This window comes from Spiroplasma endosymbiont of Colias croceus (assembly GCF_964020095.1).
In the GTDB taxonomy this organism is placed as follows: domain Bacteria; phylum Bacillota_I; class Bacilli_A; order Mycoplasmatales; family VBWQ01; genus Spiroplasma_E.
Genome location: NZ_OZ026536.1, coordinates 346,508 through 367,664 on the forward strand (window position 1 = coordinate 346,508; position 21,157 = coordinate 367,664).

Sequence of the window (21,157 nt, forward strand, 5' to 3'; positions counted from 1 at the left end):
AATATTATTAAAAAGTTTTTTGCTATTTCTTTGGAAACAAATGATTTAAAATCAACTTTTTATTTTATTTTTTTAAAGGCAATTTTTAAATTTCAAGAAAGAAAAAACAAGTCATTTCAAAATTTTTTATATTATGAAGTAAAATGAGGAGTATTTACTTATGTTAAAAGTTTTTTAAATAATAATCATAAAATTATTAATTGTGCCTTAAAATATAATAGACTTCTTGCAAAACTATGATATTAATCACATTTTTTAAGTTTAAAAATTTATTTTAATAACACTTTTAATATTTTTTAAAAATTATTGTTCAAAATATGTTTTATTTTTTGTCATTAAAATACAACAAAAATTATTATTTCAAATAAAAAAATAAAATATTAAATTATCAAATATATTTAAATTAATAATTGTAAATTATAAATTGAAGCTATTAAATTAAATCTTAATGCAAATTTTTTTCTTCTATTTCGATATTTTTCACTAATAATTTTAAATTTTTTAAGAATCGCAAAAACATGTTCAATAACAACTCTCATTTTTGAAATAGCCTTATTATTTTTCTTTTCTTCTTTAGTTAAAGGGTTTTTCTTTGATTTTCGTTTAGGTAATAAGACATTTTTATGTATGTTTTGTATACCTTGATATCCTAAATCTACTAAAATAGTTGTTTCTGATAAAAATTTCGTTTTTGAATTTTTTAAAATTTTAAAATCATGATTTTTACCATAAGAAAAATAAGAACTTATAATTTTTTTACTATCTTTTTCAATTATGACTTGAGTTTTTATTGTATGTTTTTTCTTTTTTCCTGAATAATATTGTTTTTGACTTTTTTTGGGCGTTGAATAGTACTTTCAGTCACATCAATGATAACTGTTTTATCTTTAAAATTATTATTTAACAGTGATTTTTGCCCATCAAGTTGTTGAAAATCAGGATGTTTTATTAAAGTATTTTCTATTCACTTGATATTCCTATAGCAACTACTTTCACTAATTCCATAACTTTTAGCAATATGAAAATAAGTTCGATACTCTCTTCAATATTCTAAAGTCATTAATAAACGATTTTCTAATGATAATTTATTAGGTGTACCACCATTTTTAAACTTTTTTACTTCTTCTGTCTTTAAAATTTCTAGAATTTTATTAAAAATAATATCATTTATACCAGTTAATCTTAATAATTCTGGATTGTTAATAGTTTTTAATTTATCAAACATCATAGATTACCTATCTTTTTTATTTTTAATTTTATTTTAAAAATTAAATTTTTAATAGATAGGTTTTGCAAGAAGTCTAATGATTATTTATATCAAAAAAATGATTGTGAATATACTTCATTTTTGGAAGAAGTTATTAGTATTACAAATTTTACTACTAATGAAAATGAAGTTTTAAGATTAAAGCGAAGAGGATATAATGTTCATCAAATTATGAAAAAATTAAATTTAAGTTATAAGCAAGTTGATAATGCTTGAACACGAGTAAAGTTAAAATTAAAAAATAGTTACAAAAAATATATTTAATAAAAAATTACTATGATAGAATTAAGATAACAATAAAATTTATATTTTAATTTTATTTTTTTAATTTTAAAAATTAATTTATAAGTTTTATTGTTATATTACTATTTATATAATTTAGCTGTTGCTTTGTAGTGATTTTTTAATCATTATAAAGTTTTTTTATGTTTTATTATCGATTTTTGGTGGAGGAAATAATGTATAAAATTGGTATTAATCAAAATGAAAAATCAAATTATAAGCAAAAACCTAATGTTAAGCAAGAAAAAAAACATTGGTTTAAAATTTTTTCTTTGTTATTTGTTGTTGTTTTAATTATTACTACTATGATTTTAATAATTGCAAATAATCAATGAAATAGTGCCATAAATACTAATAATTCCAACAACTGAAATCCTAATCAAGATAAAAATTGAGAAGATTATTATAAGAATAATTGTCCAAGAAATAAAAAATATAATTTGATAGATTACAAGGATAAATTAAATAATATTAGTTTAATATCTACTGATAAAAAACTAAAATTTTTTTATCTTAGTGATTTATTAAAAAAGATTGATAATGTGTTACAAACAAATAAAATAGATATTCCTAATAATTTTTTTGTACATTTACCAGTAAATCCAGCTATTAATATTAAAATTAATGATGAAAATGCACTTAAAAATAATTTTTCAATAAAAATACCATCTTATAAAGAAAAAATAAAACAATTTAAAATTGAAATGAGTGTTAATCAATTTGGTAGTAATTATGCTTTGCTTCCTTGTGACTTAAATTTCAATTTTAGTGTTGAAAATGATGTTATTCCAGAAAAATTTAATATTTTTGATTTAGACAATAGAATTACAATTCCATCACAAACAATAGTAATGTCAGATGCTACAAAAGGAACTAAAAATGAAATAGAATCTCAAGTCAATAAAATTATTGAAGAGAAATTTTTAGAAGAAATTAATAAAGAAAAATCATTATCAGATAAAGTAACAAAAAGTGATTTTGTTATTAATTATGATTCAATAAAAAATTTTGATAATTATATGATAAAAAAGAAAATAACAGTTGTTATTTGTGCTAAAAATAGTAGTGAAATTATTAAAGGTCAATTAAATATTAATTTTAATGTTCAAGGTAGTTGAACAAAAAAATCATTATCTGTTATTAAAACAGTATTGGAAAATGATGAAAGTGTAATTAATCAATTAATAACTACTGAAGATAATACTAATGTTAGCAAAGTGGATATTGATAATCATATTGCTTTCCTTGTTAGTAAAAAAATAAATGAGTTTGGTAAGCAAAAATGACATCAAGATTTTAATGATCAAGATTATATTATTACTAGTAATGCGATTACTGGAAATTATCAAAAACCAAAATCTATAATAGTAACAATTGTTGGTAAAAATCAATTGCAAGATACTATCGAGTTTTCAATAAATATTCAATGTCAAAATAAAGAACCAAATGAAAAAACCTTTAAAAATAACAATTTTAATGTTAAAGATTTAAATTCTATTGATTTATATCCGAATGTTCTTCTTAGTGGTGTAATATATCCAATTACTTTTAAAGATAATTCTATTTCACTTATTTCACTATTATTTCAAGAAGCTATTAATGATATGAATAATTTTTCTCCTACTAATGACATTAATTTAGAAATGAATATAGGAATTAATATTGATGGCGATAACTATCAAATTCATTTTCAAAAGACAATTAATTTTGATATCATAAAAAAGATAAATAATATTGAACTTGTTAGTGTTTCTGAACAAAATGATAAATATCAGCACTTAAAAAACATTGGTATCATTATTAAATATGATGATGATAAAGAATATAAAATGCTTCAATCCTTGGATGTTAATATTAAAAATAATAATTTAACCTTTATTAATTTTAGTTCTATTGTTAAAATAACTTCACGACGTTAAATTAAAAACAAAGGTGATGAGTATGGATAAGCCACTAGCAACAATATTAAGACCAACTACTGTTAATGATATAATTGGTCAAAGTCATTTGATAAATGATAAAAATGGAATTATTAATCGAATATTAAATCAGAAGTTTTTAACATCATTAATATTTTATGGTAATCCAGGAACAGGCAAAACCACTATTGCTCAAGCACTAGCTAATGATTTAAAATGTGAATTTGGAGTATTTAATGCTGCCATTGATAAAAAAGAAAATTTAGAAAAATTAATTAAAATAGCACAAAATACTAAACCTTATATAATTATAATTGAAGAAATACAACGCATGAATCGTGATCGTCAAGATTTATTATTACAATATTTAGAACATGGCAATTTTATTTTAATGGCTTGTACTACTGAAAATCCTTATTTTGTAATTAATCCAGCTTTACGAAGTAGATGTCTATTATTAGAATTAAAGCCAATTAGTAATGAAGAAATGTTATTAGGCTTAAAAAAAATAATTACTAATAATTCATTTTTTAATTTTAATATTAGTGATGAAATTTTAGAAAAAATCTGTAATTTAGCAACTGGTGATTTACGAATAGCAATTAATATTTCTAAAATATTAATAAAATTATATCCTAATGAAATCATAACTATTGATATTATTAATGCTATTATTCCTAAAGCAAGTAATTGAAATGCTAAAGAGGGAAATGAACATCATGATTTAAAGTCAGCATTACAAAAATCAATTAGAGGCAGTAATGTTAATGCTGCTTTGCATTATTTAGCAAGGTTATTAGCAACTGGTGATTATGAAGCTTTATTAAGAAGAATGTTGATTATTGTTTACGAAGATATTGGACTTGCTAATCCTGCTTTATCAATTAGGGTAAAAACTGCTATTGATACTTTTCGTCAAATTGGTATGCCCGAAGGTATAATTCCACTTGGTTTAGTAGTTATTGAAATGGCACTTAGTGAGAAATCAAATAGTGCTAATTTGGCAGTACAAAAAGCATATAGTGATGTTTTACAAGGAAAAATATATCCAATTCCTGATTATTTGAAGCATAATTGATCTAAAACATTAAAAAAATCAGTAGGTAAAGGTAAATTATATAAATTTCCACATGATTATGCTAATGATTATGTACAACAACAGTATTTACCAACAAAGTTAAAAGATACGAAATATTATCAACCAAAACTCCATAATATTTATGAAAAAAAATTAAATGAAATTTATAATAGATTTACTAAAAAATAAAATTCTGAGGTGCAAAATAGAATGTTAAAAAATAAACATTTATGGTTGGGACTTAGTTTAACATTAGCAACCACTAATATTGTTGCTAACACTAGTATTACTAATAATTTAACAAGTATTAATAAATTAAAACAAGAAAATAAAAATAAAACTGAAATTAATGAAGTCGTTACTAATACTACGTATGGTAATTTAAGTAATAGTACTATTTTAAATAGTCAAAATAAAGATGGAATATATCATCTTTTTGATATTAAAAGTATTATTGATAATCCAAATTTAGAACCTTATGTAAAAGAAATTTATATTGATAATTTTAAATTAACTTATAACCCTGAAAAGATAAATAAAGATGTTATTAATGAGTTTGATAAAGAAATTGCTGCTATTAATTATAAAGAAGAACAATTAACAAGTACTAATGATTTGCAAATTTTTCAAAAACAAAACTTGAGCAAAATATCAACAACAGCTTATATTTCAAATAAAAAGTCTAAAAGTAATTTTACTTTTATTCAATTTGGTGGTGCTAATACTCATATATCATTAACCGGAACAAAAGGTATTGTTGATGTAATTAAGAACTATGATAATTTAAGTGAAACATTGGGATTATATTATATTGCTCAGTCTCATTCAAAAAATAGTAGGGGAATTTGTCTTGACTTTGTTAAACAATTTATTACTAAAAGTAGTTTAAAAAATAATGAAAGCATTGCAGAAAAAATTTCTGAAAATATTTTCAATAATATGATTGATAGTCCAAATTTAGAATCTGTTATTAATAATTTTTCAATTGAAAATAATAGTAAAAAAATAAGTATTAGATATTTAGTTGACAGTACTGGTAACATTATTAGCGTTGGATATTTACAATATGATAGCAAAAATTTGGATACTAATAATAATTTAACATTAAGTCATAGTTTTCCAAAAGATGGAGGAAAACTAATAGATTATAATTCAGAAATAACTACGCTTTTAAAATGAAGTGATTATGCTGATTCATGAAATAATTTTATATTTTTATATCCAACAATTTTTGCTAATTCGACAGACAGCATAACTTATAGTGTTATGAATAATACAACAACAATTAAAAGTAATGAACTAAACTTTAATACAAAAAAAATTCAAGACAAAGATAATCAATTACCAGTTTGACGAGTAGTAAATCAGCCACCTGCAGGTCATAAATCACAAGGATTAGTTATTTATATATTTATGTGACATGATGAAAACACTATATATCAACAACTTAGAAGTAGTTCTATATCTCGTGCTTTTGATATTGGGCCATCTTTCTCAATAAATATTAGTAGATGAACAATTAGTAACATTATTAATGAATAATTATGTATCATTTTATCAATAAAATTAAAAATTTAATTTAAAACTACTTTAACTATGAAAGGAATAAATAAAATGAAAATAAATAAAGAAGAAACATGAACAGAAGTACAATGAGCGTTGAATAATCTTCATGGTCCAATTAGAGCAGGAGCATTAAGTGCACAAAATTGAAGTAATACGACAACAGGAGTTCTACTAACAATAGCAGGACTTAAGTCTGTTACTAGGGATAGTAATATTGAAAAACGTTACCAATTAATTAAAAGTGGAGTAGCTGATATGTTATATGCTGCATTTGGTGGTTGAGTCATTTGACAAGCATATAATTTAAATGAAACTGGGGGTAGTACAACTACCGAACCAAATTTACCTACTTTTCCTACTTTACCACCAAATGATGAAAGACTTTATTCTGAAATTGCTGAACAATTAACAGAAGATGCTGTAAGTAATGAATTAACTCCAGAAATGATTTCTATTGCATTAAATAAATTATTTACTGGTACAAATGGATTAGTTAAAGTGCTTAGTGGAATATCAGGTTTTGATTTATATAAAATTCAAAAAGTAACAAAAACTATTGAATACTTAAAATCACTTACTACTTTTGCAACTGCAGGCATTAACTTTACAAATGGTAATATTGTGGGAGGAAATTTAATGTCAATTTCAGCAATGATGGATGTTAGTCACACATATTTTTCTACAATGAGTAAATCTAATACTTCAAATAGTAAAGAGGAAATTATTATTAAAATTATTAATGAAAGAAAAGAACACATTACGAAAAGTTTTTCTTTATATAAAGGTATTTTAAGTAATAAAGATTTAAAGGAAATATATGAGTATTTAGAAAAAAATAATTGAGATAAGTTTGAAATGAGACATTCAGATAAAACAATTCCTAGTTTTGTTAAACCCGGAAAAATAAAAGATTGAAGACCAACATTGACAAAGTTTAAAGAATGAATAAATAATTATACTCCCGAAAATAAAAAGATGGAATTAGTAACGGAGATTGAAGATAGTAGTCAACGAGAAAGAATAAAGTTAAAAATTCCTGATTATGAGTTTGAACCGGAATTTGTTACAAATGCAAATAATGATATGCCAGAAGTTATCATAGAACCCAATGAAAGACAACCACTTTTAGGAAGTATTAATAGTTAATAAGTTAATAAAAATTATTTTTTATATTATAATGTTTTTTTTAAAAAAACATTATTTTTTATTTATTATTTTATTTTTTCTTGTACAATTATTTTAGAAATGATGAATTTTAAAGAAAGATTAAAAATTTAACTTTGTTTTTAAAATAAAAATATTTTAAAATTGACACTTATTCTAAATAATAATATAATTAAAAATGGTTAAATTTTCTAGGTGAATTTAATGAACGAAAAAATAATTTTAATTTGTACTGTATGTTTAAATCGTAATTATCATACATACAAAAATAAGATTAAATATAAAGAGCGTATGGAACTAAAAAAATATTGTGAACATTGTCAAAAACATACTTTACATAAGGAATCACGTTAGGAGAAATTTTCATGAGTGCAGAAGACAAATCAAAAGAAAAACCAAAAATTAATCCTGAAAAATTGGCTCTTTTAAAAAGTAAATTTAATATTTTACGTAAAATTAAACCTTTAAGAACAAAAAGAACTTCTGAAGGAAAACCAAGTTTTGATTCACGAACAGCCGATAAAAATAAAAAGGTTAATATTAGCGAAATTTGAGAAAAAGAACGTAAAAATCGTACGCCTGAAGAACGTTTTTATTATAAAAAAGAAGCGAGAACTTATCATAAATATTTTTTCTTATACTTATCAAGAGAAATTAGAAGAACTCGTTGAACACCAAGAAAACAATTAAATAATAAATTTATTACAACAGTATTATTTATTGCTGTCTTAGCACTATTCTTTTATGGAATTGAGCAGTTATTACTATTTGTATTACCTTTATTAAAAATAATGTAAAAAATGGAGATGCCAAAAAATGAGCGAAAGAATAAAAAAAGAAACCCCTTTAGTGAAAACTACATCATTAGAAGAAACACATAAACATCGAATTGAGCAAGCACAATGATATATTGTTAATTGTAACAAAGGTCATGAAGATAAAGTTGCTGCTGATTTGAAAAATAAAATTGAAAAAAAATTAAATTTAAAAGATAATATTTTTCAAGTTAGGGTTGTTAAAGAAGCAATACCAGATAAAGATAAAAAAATAACTGAAAAAAATATTTTTCCGGGTTATATTTTTGTTCATATGATTTTAACCGAAGATACTTGATATGATATTCGTAATACAACAGGTATTAATGGATTTATTGGTTCTAGTGGTAAGGGTGTACCACCAACTCCACTTTCTACCAAAGAAGTTAATGAAATGTTATATCGTAATTCTAAAAATTCATCACAACCTAAAGTTAAAGAGATAAAAAAAATTATTCGTGATTTTGAGTTGAATGATTTTGTTCATATTACTTCTGGTGCTTTACAAGGTCGAGAAGGACAAGTTATTAAATTAGATGAAGATAAGGGTGTTGCAACAGTTTCTGTTGATATGTTTGGTCGTCAAACTGAAATTAAAGTAGAATATGATAGTTGTAAAAAAATTAAAGTTTAGTTTAAACTATTTAATTTTTATGTAAAATAAAATTAAAATATATTTGACTACTAATTATAATGATGTTATTATTTGTAAAGTACTATTTATATATATAAATAGACTTTAATTATGTTTAAACTTGTGGAAGATTTATTCGTTTGGACCACAGTGACAATCCATTTAGGAGGATTTGCTCATGGCAGATAAAAAAAATATTAATCGTGAAGGTATTATTCAATTACCAGCTGGTAGTGCCAAACCAGGTGCTAGTTTAGCATCATTCGGTATTGATATGCCACGTTTTTGTAGAGAATTTAACGATAAAACCAAAGATCAAAAAGATGATGTTAATCCGGTTCCAATTCCAGTTTTTATTACAGCATATAAAGATAAAACTTTCGACTTTAAAATAAAAACTGCACCAACAACATTTCTTTTAAAAAGAGCATTGAAACTTGCAAAAGGTTCATCAAATGCTAAATTAACAAAAGTAGGAACACTTACTATTGCTCAAATTACAGAAATTGCTCAAATTAAATTACCTGATTTAAATGCTTATTCTTTAGAAGATGCAATTAAAATTGTTGCAGGAACAGCCAAGAATATGGGCATTACTGTTGAAGATGGAAAGCAAGGTGTTTAATATGAATAGAAGTAAAAGATATCTTGCAGTTGCAAAATTAGTTGATAACACTAAAGTTTATCCAATTGATCGTGCTTTAGAATTATCTAAACAAACTTCATCATTAAAATTTGATGCAACAGTTGAAGCAGCATTTCGTTTAAATGTTGATCCAAGACATGCTGATCAAATGTTACGTGGTTCTATTGTTTTACCAGCAGGAACTGGAAAAACACAACGTGTTTTAGTAATAACTACTACTAAACAAAAAGAGGCAATGGAAAGTCAAGCTGATTTTGTTGGTGGTAAGGAAATGATTGAAAAAATTCAAAAAGGTTGATTTGATTTTGATGTTATTATTGCAACACCCGAAATGATGGGTGAATTAGGAAAAATTGGTAGAGTATTAGGACCAAAAGGATTAATGCCTACAGCAAAACTAGGAACAGTAACAATGGATGTTCAAAAAGCAATAGCTGATATTCGTAAAGGTAAAGTTGAATATCGTGTTGATAAACAAGGTAATATTCATGTTATTCTTGGTAAAGTATCATTTGCACAAGAAGGGTTAAAAGATAATTATTTAGCAATTCTTAACACTTTAAGAAAAGTTAAGCCTGCAGCAGTTAAGGGCGCTTATATTAAAAATATAAGTATTACTACAGCAATGGGCCCTGGTATTAAAGTATTAATTGAAGAATAATATAATAATATAGAAAAAATCATTAGTACTTTTACTAATGATTTTTTCTATATTATTATTCATCATTTTTTTATTATTTAAAAAAATTTTACGCTATAATTTATTTATTGTGATAATACCAATTAATACGTTATTTTGGTAAAACAATAAAATAATTAGGTAGTAAAGGAGAAACCTTAATGAAAAATCTTATAAATCTTTTTAAGAAACAAAATTGAGGAATAAAAATTGGCTTTGCCTCACTGGTAATTAGTTTGCTTTGTTTAGCATTAGGACTAATTTTAATTGCAACAGCCAATTTTAAAGTCCCAAGTGGAGGAAGTTCACAATATGCTGGAAATGGCTTTCATGCTATTTCTATATGAGGACTTGATAGTTTTTTAAGCAAAGCTGGCTATGATCAAATGTGAACAGATGCTACTAGTGATAAACTTTTAACTTATCCTCTTGCGCAAGTAGTTGTCGGAATTGTATTTACAGTAATTTTAACTGCTATCTTTCTTGGTGTTAGTGTTTTATCTTTAATATTTGGTTATTTTAAACGTTGATTATATTCTTAGTGTTTAGTAAGTGTTAAATATGGATAAAAATGTAGAATATAAAAAAGTTACATCTTGGGATTGAAAGCAAAAACTAGGATTATTCTTATGCATTTTAACTTTGTTTTTTCTAATAATTATTTTAATATTATTTGGAACAGCTATTTTTAATGATAATTTTAATAATTTTCTTGGTAACGGTTTTTGAAGTTTAAAACACTATGGTATTATTAATTTGTTTTATAATTGAGATCAACTAGATATAGAAGCGGCTAAAAATACTTATGTTTCTCATCCTTTTGAACAAGTTTATTTTGCAATTATTTTTTTAATTATTATTGTACCAATATGTTTTGTTCTTGGAGTTAGTTTATTAGTTAGAGGATGATGAAAGTCAAGAATTTAATATATAGTTACTTCATAAATTTATTTATAGTAAAATTTAATAATCATTATTTCATTAAAAAGGGTGTATTATGATGTTTAATTCTAAAAAAATAATTGTTTTTTTACTAATAAATATTGTGTGAGTAGTAGTTTGGATTATGATAACTATTAGTTACGATAGTTATCGTGATCCAATTTTAAATTATGTACCACATAGTAACGATTATTTAACAAATGAACCAACTAATCAATTGGTTCCTAAAGCAAAAAAACCTAAACATGTAGTTATGGTGGGTGTTGATGGTATGGCGAGTTATGCATTAAAAAGTGGTTATAGTCCAAATATGAATTATTTAATGCATCATGGTGCGTATACACTGGAAGCACGTGATGTTTTACCAACTTCTTCTGCTGCAAATTGAGCAAGTGTTATGTTTGCTACAGATCCTATTAAGCATGGTGTTGTTGATCAAGATTTGTGGAATGTTCATCATACTGTTCATGCTGAAGTAAAAGCTGATCAAGTAAGTATTTTTAGTTCTATTATTGATAAGTATGGTCCTTCAAAAAAATTATTTGGTTATGCTAGCGAAGGTGAAATGATTGCTAATTTTCAACCCAAAGGCCAAGAAAATATAAAAACTTTAATTAGTAGTAATGGTAATTATTGTGCAACAGAAAATGATAAACAAACTTTTGAAAATACCAAAAACGTATTAAAGACATATTCCGTAATTAAATTTTTTAAAAGTCAATTAATAATTTTAAAATTTATTTTATAATTTTGTTATTAACAATAAATTTAGAAAAGTGTTGATAAAAATGATTTTTGAAAATTTAAAAAAATTAAAAAATGAAGAATTTTATAGATATTTTGGTATAAAACGTTTTCATTTTAATGAAATGTTAGAAAAATTAATTGAAATAGAAAAATTAGAAAAAAATAAAGGTCGAAAAAATAAACTTTCAGTAGAAGAAAGATTAATGATGACTTTATTATACTGAAAAGAATATTATACTTTTTTTCAAATGAGTATTAAATCTAAAATGAGCCCATCAAGTTGTTTTCGAAATATTACTTGAGTAGAAAATAAACTTAGTAACCACAAAGATTACCAATTTTTAAAAGAAAGATATAAATTAAAAATTGATAAAAAACAAGAAAATTCAAATGAATTTCAATTTTATTTAATTGATTCAACTGAGATTGAAATTGAAAGACCAACTAAAAAAAACTACAGTTAGAATATTTTTCTGGTAAAAGTTGAATGTATTCTATAAAATTTCAAATTGTATATGATTTTTTTAATAAAAAAATTGTTGATATTTTTGCTGATAATGGTAAAGTGCATGATTTTCAAATATTAAAAAATTCAAATCTTGAATTTTCAGAAAAAACAATAATTATTGGTGATTTAGGATATCAAGGTATACAAAATATTTATAAAAATACAATAATACCAATTAAAAGAACTAAAAATAAAAAATTAACTAAACAAGAAAGAAAATACAATAAGATTGTATCTAAAATTAGAATTAAAGTTGAACATGTCTTTGCTTGATTGAAAAGATTCAAAATTTTAGTAAATAAATGTAGAAAATCTAAATTTAGACTTATGTACTTAAGATTTAACTTACTTTGTGAAATTTTTAATAAAATAAAACCATTAAAATAAAAAAAAATATTAAAAATATTTTTTTAAAATTTAAATTTTTATCGAGTTAATATAAAAATATTATTAACAATTTTTTGTTTAAAATGTAAACTCATTTTTTAAACTATTTTTTCAAAAAATATTTATTTCTATATTCAATAACACTAAATAGTTTTAAAACAATTTTATTGACAATTAATTAAATTTAATTACGGAATATGTCCTAAGTAATAAACCTTTATTTTCGTTTTTTTATTATGTTAATCCTGATTTAGCAGGTCATTCACGTGAATGAAATAGTGAAGAATATTATCAAGCAATTAGTCAGACTGATAAATATATTGGAGGTATTATTGAAAATTTAAAAGATTTAGAAATGTGAGAAGATACCTTATTAATTATTAGTTCTGATCATGGAGGTGTTTCACAATATCATGGTCATTCTTCTAATGCTGAACAAAAAATTCCTTTGCTTTTTGCAGGAAATTGTATTCCAAAACAGGGAATTATTCCAGATAAAATTAAAATTTATGATATTCCAGCTACTATTGCTTGATTATTAGATATTAATTCACCACCAATAATTTGAGATGGTCAGCCAATTTTAACACCTTTTTTTGATATGACAAATATGTATGATCATAGTGAGGAGTTTAAGTAATGGATATTATCAATTTTAAACAAATTAATTTTGGAAATAATGGCATTAGATTACTTATTGTGCTTGCTACTATTTTTATTGTTTGAAATAATGTACAAAATGTTACTTTAAATATTGGTGGTAGTTTACATGCTTTTAATGCTTATTTTTGTTCACCAATGTTATTTGTTATATTGATATCATTTGGTTTTTTAAGTGCCAATAATAATTTTAGTTGAAAAGAGTATAGTAAATTAATACTAGCTATTATGATTTTATCTTTAGTTACAAGTTTTATGTATTTAGATTTTTTTGCTTTTAAAAAAGGATATGTAACAACAGGTTATATGATAGGATTATGATTTAAATTATTATTTTTTGATTATGGTAAATGAATGATATGAATTATTATTGGTGGTAGCGCATTAGTAAAAGTTGTTACTAACCATTTTTCCTTAAGTAATAAAAGTTGAAATATTGTTAAAATAATAACTTTAGTTATTACTAGTATTTTATTAATAATAGTTTTAATATTTAGTATTAACTTGCAACTTACTAGTAAGTTATATTGATATGATAACTTTAATTGAGATTTATTTTATGTATCATTTCGTGAGGGTGGATTTTTACAACTGATACCTGGGTTATTAGCTTTTTTAGTTGGTCTTAATTTTCAGTGATGAGTAAATTGAGAAAAGATAAAAGATAATGTGGTTTATTCATTACTTAGTTTTTCTTTATTTATTGTTATTATTAGTTGTCGAATGATATTTTATTTTCCTTTAATTTATTGAGATATTATGGAAATTTTGCAAGCTTTATTTTTATTTATTCCTTTTATTATGTTAAATATTAATTATAATAAAACTTTAGCCTTTTTATTTCATGGTACTACTTTTATTTTATTTTTCCATATTGCTTTTAATAAAATAATTAGTGTTGAATTTATGACAGGTTTATTATTGCGCTTAATATTTGGATTAAATGTTGCCAGAAGAGCAGTAGAATTTGTAAATAATAATTTTTTTGTTACTATAATTTACTCATTTGTTAAGATGTCAATTTTAATTTTCTTTTGTGCTTTTTTATCAAGACAATATGTAAAACTATTTAAATTTGAAGTATTTGCTATAGAAAAAAAGAAAGCAATTATTCATTGGACATATTCCGTAATTAAATTTAATTAATTGTCAATAAAATTGTTTTAAAACTATTTAGTGTTATTGAATATAGAAATAAATATTTTTTGAAAAAATAGTTTAAAAAATGAGTTTACATTTTAAACAAAAAATTGTTAATAATATTTTTATATTAACTCGATAAAAATTTAAATTTTAAAAAAATATTAAAAATATTTTTTTTATTTTAATGGTTTTATTTTATTAAAAATTTCACAAAGTAAGTTAAATCTTAAGTACATAAGTCTAAATTTAGATTTTCTACATTTATTTACTAAAATTTTGAATCTTTTCAATCAAGCAAAGACATGTTCAACTTTAATTCTAATTTTAGATACAATCTTATTGTATTTTCTTTCTTGTTTAGTTAATTTTTTATTTTTAGTTCTTTTAATTGGTATTATTGTATTTTTATAAATATTTTGTATACCTTGATATCCTAAATCACCAATAATTATTGTTTTTTCTGAAAATTCAAGATTTGAATTTTTTAATATTTGAAAATCATGCACTTTACCATTATCAGCAAAAATATCAACAATTTTTTTATTAAAAAAATCATATACAATTTGAAATTTTATAGAATACATTCAACTTTTACCAGAAAAATATTCTAACTGTAGTTTTTTTTAGTTGGTCTTTCAATTTCAATCTCAGTTGAATCAATTAAATAAAATTGAAATTCATTTGAATTTTCTTGTTTTTTATCAATTTTTAATTTATATCTTTCTTTTAAAAATTGGTAATCTTTGTGGTTACTAAGTTTATTTTCTACTCAAGTAATATTTCGAAAACAACTTGATGGGCTCATTTTAGATTTAATACTCATTTGAAAAAAAGTATAATATTCTTTTCAGTATAATAAAGTCATCATTAATCTTTCTTCTACTGAAAGTTTATTTTTTCGACCTTTATTTTTTTCTAATTTTTCTATTTCAATTAATTTTTCTAACATTTCATTAAAATGAAAACGTTTTATACCAAAATATCTATAAAATTCTTCATTTTTTAATTTTTTTAAATTTTCAAAAATCATTTTTATCAACACTTTTCTAAATTTATTGTTAATAACAAAATTATAAAATAAATTTTAAAATTATTAATTGACTTTTAAAAAATTTAATTACGGAATATGTCTATTAGACTTCTTGCAAAACTATGATATTAATCACATTTTTTAAGTTTAAAAATTTATTTTAATAACACTTTTAATATTTTTTAAAAATTATTGTTCAAAATATGTTTTATTTTTTGTCATTAAAATACAACAAAAATTATTATTTCAAATAAAAAAATAAAATATTAAATTATCAAATATATTTAAATTAATAATTGTAAATTATAAATTGAAGCTATTAAATTAAATCTTAATGCAAATTTTTTTCTTCTATTTCGATATTTTTCACTAATAATTTTAAATTTTTTAAGAATCGCAAAAACATGTTCAATAACAACTCTCATTTTTGAAATAGCCTTATTATTTTTCTTTTCTTCTTTAGTTAAAGGGTTTTTCTTTGATTTTCGTTTAGGTAATAAGACATTTTTATGTATGTTTTGTATACCTTGATATCCTAAATCTACTAAAATAGTTGTTTCTGATAAAAATTTCGTTTTTGAATTTTTTAAAATTTTAAAATCATGATTTTTACCATAAGAAAAATAAGAACTTATAATTTTTTTACTATCTTTTTCAATTATGACTTGAGTTTTTATTGTATGTTTTTTCTTTTTTCCTGAATAATATTGTTTTTGACTTTTTTTGGGCGTTGAATAGTACTTTCAGTCACATCAATGATAACTGTTTTATCTTTAAAATTATTATTTAACAGTGATTTTTGCCCATCAAGTTGTTGAAAATCAGGATGTTTTATTAAAGTATTTTCTATTCACTTGATATTCCTATAGCAACTACTTTCACTAATTCCATAACTTTTAGCAATATGAAAATAAGTTCGATACTCTCTTCAATATTCTAAAGTCATTAATAAACGATTTTCTAATGATAATTTATTAGGTGTACCACCATTTTTAAACTTTTTTTACTTCTTCTGTCTTTAAAATTTCTAGAATTTTATTAAAAATAATATCATTTATACCAGTTAATCTTAATAATTCTGGATTGTTAATAGTTTTTAATTTATCAAACATCATAGATTACCTATCTTTTTTATTTTTAATTTTATTTTAAAAATTAAATTTTTAATAGATAGGTTTTGCAAGAAGTCTATTAAATTATTATAATTAATCTTTTGCTCTTATAATAAAAATAATTATTATCTTTTAATTATTAACCATTTCCCTCATTTTATAATCAACCATCTTTATTTGAAAAATGATAAAATTTTACTAAAATTAGTGTTAAAAAGAGGGAGGATTAATTTATGAAAGCATTATTAACAACATTAGTAAGTTTAACAACTGTTATTACACCAATTATCACAACAACTAATTTATCAGTTACTAGTGAATTAGATAATAATATTAATTATCATCATAAAAATTTACAAATAATATCAAAATCATTATTCAGAACAACTAAAGAAAGCAATATCAAACTTACGCTTACACTAGGAGCAACTTATGGTGAAATTAATAAAGATATTTATAATACAGCAGATGTATTTAAACAACATCAACTAGCTGCTGGTTATCAAGTTAATTATTATAAAAATGATGGTGATAAAGATACTATTAATAACGATGGACAAGAACCAGGGGATGTTTATGTTATAATTACTGCCGATCATCATGATCCTTATTGAAAAGGTCAAACTAAATATTTGAGAATAACAATTCAAAAGGCCAATTTAGATAAGATTACTAATCTTACTGATTTATCTAATATTAAAGTTGATACTACTAAAAAATATCAAGAAATTGATTCAACTGTTTTTAATAGTGCTAAGCAATTTGCGAATAATAAGTTAGCGGCTGGTTTTACTGTTAATTATTTTAGTGATGAAGAAGGAAAAGTGGCAGCAGATAATGAAGAACAGGTTGCTGGTGATATTTGAGTTAAAATTACAGCAGATGTTAATGATCCTTATTGAACAGGAACAACAGCCATTATTAAAATAACATTAATCAGTAATAAGACTAGTTTAGATACAATTACTCATTTAGAAGAAATGCCAGAAATCGATATTGATTTTAAAAAACCAAATAAAGAAATTGATTCAACTGTTTTTAATAGTGCTAAGCAATTTGCGAATAATAAGTTAGCGGCTGGTTTTACTGTTAATTATTTTAGTGATGAAGAAGGAAAAGTGGCAGCAGATAATGAAGAACAGGTTGCTGGTGATATTTGAGTTAAAATTACAGCAGATGTTAATGATCCTTATTGAACAGGAACAACAGCCATTTTAAAAGTAACTTTAACAGATAAGCGTTCTGATTTAAATACAATTAAGGATTTATCAGGAATGGATCCAATTATTGTTAATCCTAATTTAACATATCAACAAATTAATAAGAATGTTATTAATACTTCTAATCAATTAAAGAGTGATCCTTTAACTGGTAATTTCACAATTCAATATTTTAGTGATAAATTTGCTAAACATGTAATTAATAACTATTATCAACAAGTTGGTATGGTTTATGTTATTATTACTCCTGATTTTCATACAGGAACTAAGTGAAAAACTAATAAAATACCAATTGTTTTTTCAATTGGAAGTAATGATAGTTTTTAAATACAAATAAATTAAAGAGATTATTTTTAAATATTTATTTATTATTAGGTTATAATGTAATTATATTTTTTATAAAAATTTATATTTTAATTTTTTTCTTCTAACATTTTTTAAAATACTAAACATGTTTTTTATTTGTGACAGCAATAGATATTTTAGTTATGAGCTTTTATAAAATATAATATTAATTAGATTAATTTTGTTAGAAAGGATAATATTATGGAAAAAGAAAATCTTGCTAAAGTTACTTTCAATAAAAGAACAGAAAGAAATTCAATAAACAAGTTGAAAAGACAAGCTATTTTTAGCACGGCAAATCCATGAAAAGCAATCTTTATTATGGTCACACCACCTTTAATTGCTGTAATTATTTTTTCTACTTATCAAATTTTTGATAAATGAATTGCTACACAATGAGGTGGACAAAGTATTATTGATCGTTATAATAATTATCAAAATTCAGGAATAATGATAACTGCTGAACAAGCATTAAAAATTATTAATATTGCTACTACTTATGCTGCTGTTCCTTCTTCAATGATGGTTTCCTTTGCTTTAATGGTTGCAACTGGAACAGGTATTAAGTTTTCAATTGCATATGGTCAAAATAAACGAGAACAAATGTCAGAATATTTAGGAAATGGGTTTCTATTATCTTTTTTAGTTTCTATTGTTCTTATGATCATTATGTATTTTAGTTGTCAGAGTATTATTGAATTTCAAGCTGGAAGTGATGCTGGAAGTAATCGAGTAATTAGGGAAATAATAATTAAAGAAGCAGTTAGATTTTCACAAATTTTAATTCTTGCTACCCCATTACTTTTTTTTGCTTATTTTTTAGTTTCATTGTTACGTAGTGAAGGAATGATGTTATGAACAATTTTAATTAATGTTGCAGCTTGTTTAGTAAATATATCTTTAGATTTTATTTTTGTTATTCCTGCTAAATTAGGAATGGAAGGCACTGCATATGCAACTATTATTGCTTGAGCAAGCATTAATTTATTTTCAATAGGTATTATTTGATATAGTGCCGATAATTTAAGATTTAAAGTAGCACACTTAAAACTTAAATGAGTAATAGTAACGGGCATTTTATTAATTGGTGCAACTTCTTTATTACAAAATATTGCCCAAAGTATTTTGGCAATGGTTACTACTAAAATTTTAAATACATTGCCACCTCCAGACTATCATGGTGGAGGAAGTACTGGTATTCCGGTTTTTGTTCAATTATATGGCGGTATTATGCCTTGGTTAATTTTAATTAATGCACCTATTATTGGAATTACGCAGGGAGCAAGAGCATTAATTGGTTATGTTTATGGTTCAAAGGACTTTAGTCGTGTTTGACAATTGATGTGACGTTTAACTTTATTACTTTTATTGTTGCTAATTGGTTCAGTATTATTAGTAGTAATAGCAGGACAATATATGATGCAATTCTTTGGCGTAGATTTAGAAATGGCAAGATTCTTTAAAGTTTATATTATTATGCAGTTTGCTTTTTATCCATTAGCTACACTACATTATGTTGCTGTTATTTTCTATCAATCAATTAATCGTGGTAAATTGTCATTATTTGCTAGTTTACAACGAACAATTATAATGCCAATTGTTTGTTTAAGTTTAGGATATTATGTTGCACATGTTTCTCATAATGCTTTTTATTTTTATTTATTTCTTGGCTTTATTGATTTATTTGCTGCTTTTATATTATTACCATTATTAATTTATACATTTTTAAAATCTAAACCATTTATTCATACAACTAAAGATAAAAAAATGCAAATATCTAATTTATCAGAAAAAAAAGTACTTAATAAAAATATAATAGATTAAGTAATTTATAAAAATATATCTTAATATTAATATATGAAGAAAATAAAAAATACTCATTTAAAACAGAGTATTTTTTTAATTATTTAAGATTAAAAAAGGTTGCTAATTTTACAAATTAAAAGGAATGAATATACAATCTATATTTGATTGAAGTCATTCCTAAAATAAAATATTTATTTACCTTCATTAACTCTCTTTTTTAATGCTTTACAAGAATTAAATTTAACTACTCGCTTTCTAGGAATAGCCATCGGTTCTGAATTTTGTGGATTTACTCCCGGTCGAGCTTTGCGGTATTTAATAGTAAAAGTTCCAAAGTTACGTAGTGTTACTTTTTCTCCTTTAATTAAAGCAGTAGCAATTTTATCTAAGATAAATTCTAACACTTCTTTGTATTCTTTTTCTGATAATTCTAATTTTTTTTGTACAGCTCGTGCTATCTGACTTTTTTGCATAAAATTTTCAACCCTTTCTTCACCAATTACCATAAGTATGCTATAAAAACATACCTTAAATGATACTTATTATTATATAACATTTTTTAAAAAAACCTTATTTAATGAAAATCAAAGACTAGTAAAAAAATAAGATTTGAATATATAAATTTATATGTTAATTAACATGTGCAAAGCAAAAAATCTTTACATTAATTTTCTTGTATAGACATATTCCGTAATTAAATTTTTTAAAAGTCAATTAATAATTTTAAAATTTATTTTATAATTTTGTTATTAACAATAAATTTAGAAAAGTGTTGATAAAAATGATTTTTGAAAATTTAAAAAAATTAAAAAATGAAGAATTTTATAGATATTTTGGTATAAAACGTTTTCATTTTAATGAAATGTTAGAAAAATTAATTGAAATAGAAAAATTAGAAAAAAATAAAGGTCGAAAAAATAAACTTTCAGTAGAAGAAAGATTAATGATGACTTTATTATACTGAAAAGAATATTATACTTTTTTTCAAATGAGTATTAAATCTAAAATGAGCCCATCAAGTTGTTTTCGAAATATTACTTGAGTAGAAAATAAAGTTAGTAACCACAAAGATTACCAATTTTTAAAAGAAAGATATAAATTAAAAATTGATAAAAAACAAGAAAATTCAAATGAATTTCAATTTTATTTAATTGATTCAACTGAGATTGAAATTGAAAGACCAACTAAAAAAAACTACAGTTAGAAT

The 21,157-nt window shown here is 22.9% G+C and carries 24 protein-coding genes and 1 pseudogene; 20 read left to right on the forward strand and 5 right to left on the reverse strand.

The annotated features are described in order from the left end of the window. Positions 1 to 398: 398 nt before the first annotated feature. Positions 399 to 1,228 (reverse strand): IS5 family transposase gene (locus AACL24_RS02125; protein WP_339045885.1). Its coding sequence is split into 2 segments (ribosomal slippage): positions 399 to 832 and positions 832 to 1,228, totalling 831 coding nucleotides; the frame shifts between segments, so codons are not numbered across the junction. A 120-nt stretch (positions 1,229 to 1,348) separates the two neighbouring features. On the opposite strand from AACL24_RS02125, the gene AACL24_RS02130 reads away from it, so the two are divergent. From AACL24_RS02130 to AACL24_RS02210, 17 genes are all read left to right on the forward strand, one after another. Continuing rightward, positions 1,349 to 1,531 carry a hypothetical protein gene (locus tag AACL24_RS02130; protein WP_339039328.1) on the forward strand — a complete coding sequence of 61 codons (183 nt, stop codon included), beginning with the start codon at positions 1,349 to 1,351 and terminating at the stop codon, positions 1,529 to 1,531. Positions 1,532 to 1,725: 194 nt separating this feature from the next. Then, positions 1,726 to 3,468, forward strand: coding sequence for a hypothetical protein (locus AACL24_RS02135; RefSeq protein ID WP_339048366.1), 1,743 nt, complete (start codon positions 1,726 to 1,728; stop codon positions 3,466 to 3,468). Positions 3,469 to 3,490: 22 nt separating this feature from the next. Further along, positions 3,491 to 4,735 (forward strand): replication-associated recombination protein A, encoded by a 1,245-nt coding sequence (locus AACL24_RS02140; RefSeq protein ID WP_339048368.1) that lies wholly within the window; start codon positions 3,491 to 3,493, stop codon positions 4,733 to 4,735. Positions 4,736 to 4,756: 21 nt separating this feature from the next. Then, positions 4,757 to 6,088, forward strand: coding sequence for a hypothetical protein (locus tag AACL24_RS02145; protein WP_339048370.1), 1,332 nt, complete (start codon positions 4,757 to 4,759; stop codon positions 6,086 to 6,088). Between the two features lie 72 nt (positions 6,089 to 6,160). Further along, positions 6,161 to 7,258 (forward strand): hypothetical protein, encoded by a 1,098-nt coding sequence (locus AACL24_RS02150; protein ID WP_339048372.1) that lies wholly within the window; start codon positions 6,161 to 6,163, stop codon positions 7,256 to 7,258. 222 nt (positions 7,259 to 7,480) lie between these two features. Then, positions 7,481 to 7,630, forward strand: a complete 150-nt coding sequence (rpmG, locus tag AACL24_RS02155) for a 50S ribosomal protein L33 (protein WP_174481441.1) — start codon at positions 7,481 to 7,483, stop codon at positions 7,628 to 7,630. An 11-nt stretch (positions 7,631 to 7,641) separates the two neighbouring features. Further along, positions 7,642 to 8,073 (forward strand): preprotein translocase subunit SecE, encoded by a 432-nt coding sequence (gene secE / locus AACL24_RS02160; protein WP_339048374.1) that lies wholly within the window; start codon positions 7,642 to 7,644, stop codon positions 8,071 to 8,073. 19 nt (positions 8,074 to 8,092) lie between these two features. After that, on the forward strand, positions 8,093 to 8,725 hold the full coding sequence (gene nusG, locus AACL24_RS02165) for a transcription termination/antitermination protein NusG (RefSeq protein ID WP_252320182.1): 633 nt from the start codon (positions 8,093 to 8,095) through the stop codon (positions 8,723 to 8,725). A 178-nt stretch (positions 8,726 to 8,903) separates the two neighbouring features. Continuing rightward, positions 8,904 to 9,350: a 50S ribosomal protein L11 gene (rplK, locus tag AACL24_RS02170; RefSeq protein WP_174481438.1), complete on the forward strand. Its 447-nt coding sequence runs from the start codon at positions 8,904 to 8,906 to the stop codon at positions 9,348 to 9,350. Between the two features lies 1 nt (position 9,351). Next, positions 9,352 to 10,032: a 50S ribosomal protein L1 gene (gene rplA, locus AACL24_RS02175; RefSeq protein ID WP_339048376.1), complete on the forward strand. Its 681-nt coding sequence runs from the start codon at positions 9,352 to 9,354 to the stop codon at positions 10,030 to 10,032. A 179-nt stretch (positions 10,033 to 10,211) separates the two neighbouring features. Beyond that, entirely contained in the window at positions 10,212 to 10,592 is a 381-nt protein-coding gene (locus AACL24_RS02180; protein ID WP_339048378.1) for a hypothetical protein, read from the forward strand. Between the two features lie 19 nt (positions 10,593 to 10,611). Further along, a complete protein-coding gene (locus AACL24_RS02185) occupies positions 10,612 to 10,977 on the forward strand; it encodes a hypothetical protein (RefSeq protein WP_339048381.1) in 366 nt (121 codons plus the stop codon). A gap of 70 nt (positions 10,978 to 11,047) precedes the next feature. Further along, complete coding sequence (locus AACL24_RS02190) at positions 11,048 to 11,740, forward strand: alkaline phosphatase family protein (RefSeq protein WP_339048383.1); 693 nt, start codon at positions 11,048 to 11,050, stop codon at positions 11,738 to 11,740. Positions 11,741 to 11,780: 40 nt separating this feature from the next. After that, positions 11,781 to 12,203 (forward strand): transposase family protein, encoded by a 423-nt coding sequence (locus AACL24_RS02195; protein ID WP_339045912.1) that lies wholly within the window; start codon positions 11,781 to 11,783, stop codon positions 12,201 to 12,203. Positions 12,204 to 12,226: 23 nt separating this feature from the next. After that, positions 12,227 to 12,634 carry a transposase family protein gene (locus AACL24_RS02200; RefSeq protein WP_339045908.1) on the forward strand — a complete coding sequence of 136 codons (408 nt, stop codon included), beginning with the start codon at positions 12,227 to 12,229 and terminating at the stop codon, positions 12,632 to 12,634. Positions 12,635 to 12,851: 217 nt separating this feature from the next. Then, complete coding sequence (locus tag AACL24_RS02205; protein ID WP_339049367.1) at positions 12,852 to 13,274, forward strand: alkaline phosphatase; 423 nt, start codon at positions 12,852 to 12,854, stop codon at positions 13,272 to 13,274. Beyond that, complete coding sequence (locus AACL24_RS02210; protein WP_339048385.1) at positions 13,274 to 14,440, forward strand: hypothetical protein; 1,167 nt, start codon at positions 13,274 to 13,276, stop codon at positions 14,438 to 14,440. Before AACL24_RS02205 ends, AACL24_RS02210 begins: the two co-directional genes overlap by 1 nt. Positions 14,441 to 14,613: 173 nt before the next feature. Here the strand turns inward: AACL24_RS02210 and AACL24_RS02215 are convergent, their stop codons facing one another. The 3 genes and pseudogenes from AACL24_RS02215 to AACL24_RS02225 all read right to left on the reverse strand — a co-directional run bounded on the left by AACL24_RS02215 (position 14,614) and on the right by AACL24_RS02225 (position 16,582). Further along, positions 14,614 to 15,021 (reverse strand): transposase family protein, encoded by a 408-nt coding sequence (locus AACL24_RS02215; RefSeq protein ID WP_339045908.1) that lies wholly within the window; start codon positions 15,019 to 15,021, stop codon positions 14,614 to 14,616. A 23-nt stretch (positions 15,022 to 15,044) separates the two neighbouring features. Then, positions 15,045 to 15,467 (reverse strand): transposase family protein, encoded by a 423-nt coding sequence (locus AACL24_RS02220; protein WP_339045912.1) that lies wholly within the window; start codon positions 15,465 to 15,467, stop codon positions 15,045 to 15,047. 284 nt (positions 15,468 to 15,751) lie between these two features. Next, a pseudogene (locus AACL24_RS02225) lies at positions 15,752 to 16,582 on the reverse strand (IS5 family transposase). Positions 16,583 to 16,812: 230 nt separating this feature from the next. On the opposite strand from AACL24_RS02225, the gene AACL24_RS02230 reads away from it, so the two are divergent. Then, positions 16,813 to 18,126 carry a hypothetical protein gene (locus AACL24_RS02230; protein WP_339048387.1) on the forward strand — a complete coding sequence of 438 codons (1,314 nt, stop codon included), beginning with the start codon at positions 16,813 to 16,815 and terminating at the stop codon, positions 18,124 to 18,126. Between the two features lie 219 nt (positions 18,127 to 18,345). Then, positions 18,346 to 19,968, forward strand: coding sequence for an MATE family efflux transporter (locus tag AACL24_RS02235; RefSeq protein ID WP_339048389.1), 1,623 nt, complete (start codon positions 18,346 to 18,348; stop codon positions 19,966 to 19,968). A 173-nt stretch (positions 19,969 to 20,141) separates the two neighbouring features. On the opposite strand, the gene AACL24_RS02240 is transcribed toward AACL24_RS02235, so the two are convergent. Further along, a complete protein-coding gene (locus tag AACL24_RS02240) occupies positions 20,142 to 20,456 on the reverse strand; it encodes an HU family DNA-binding protein (protein ID WP_286641782.1) in 315 nt (104 codons plus the stop codon). Positions 20,457 to 20,731: 275 nt separating this feature from the next. Here AACL24_RS02240 and AACL24_RS02245 point away from each other — a divergent pair, with 275 nt between their 5' ends. Next, positions 20,732 to 21,154 (forward strand): transposase family protein, encoded by a 423-nt coding sequence (locus AACL24_RS02245; protein WP_339048391.1) that lies wholly within the window; start codon positions 20,732 to 20,734, stop codon positions 21,152 to 21,154. The last annotated feature ends 3 nt before the right edge of the window (positions 21,155 to 21,157 follow it).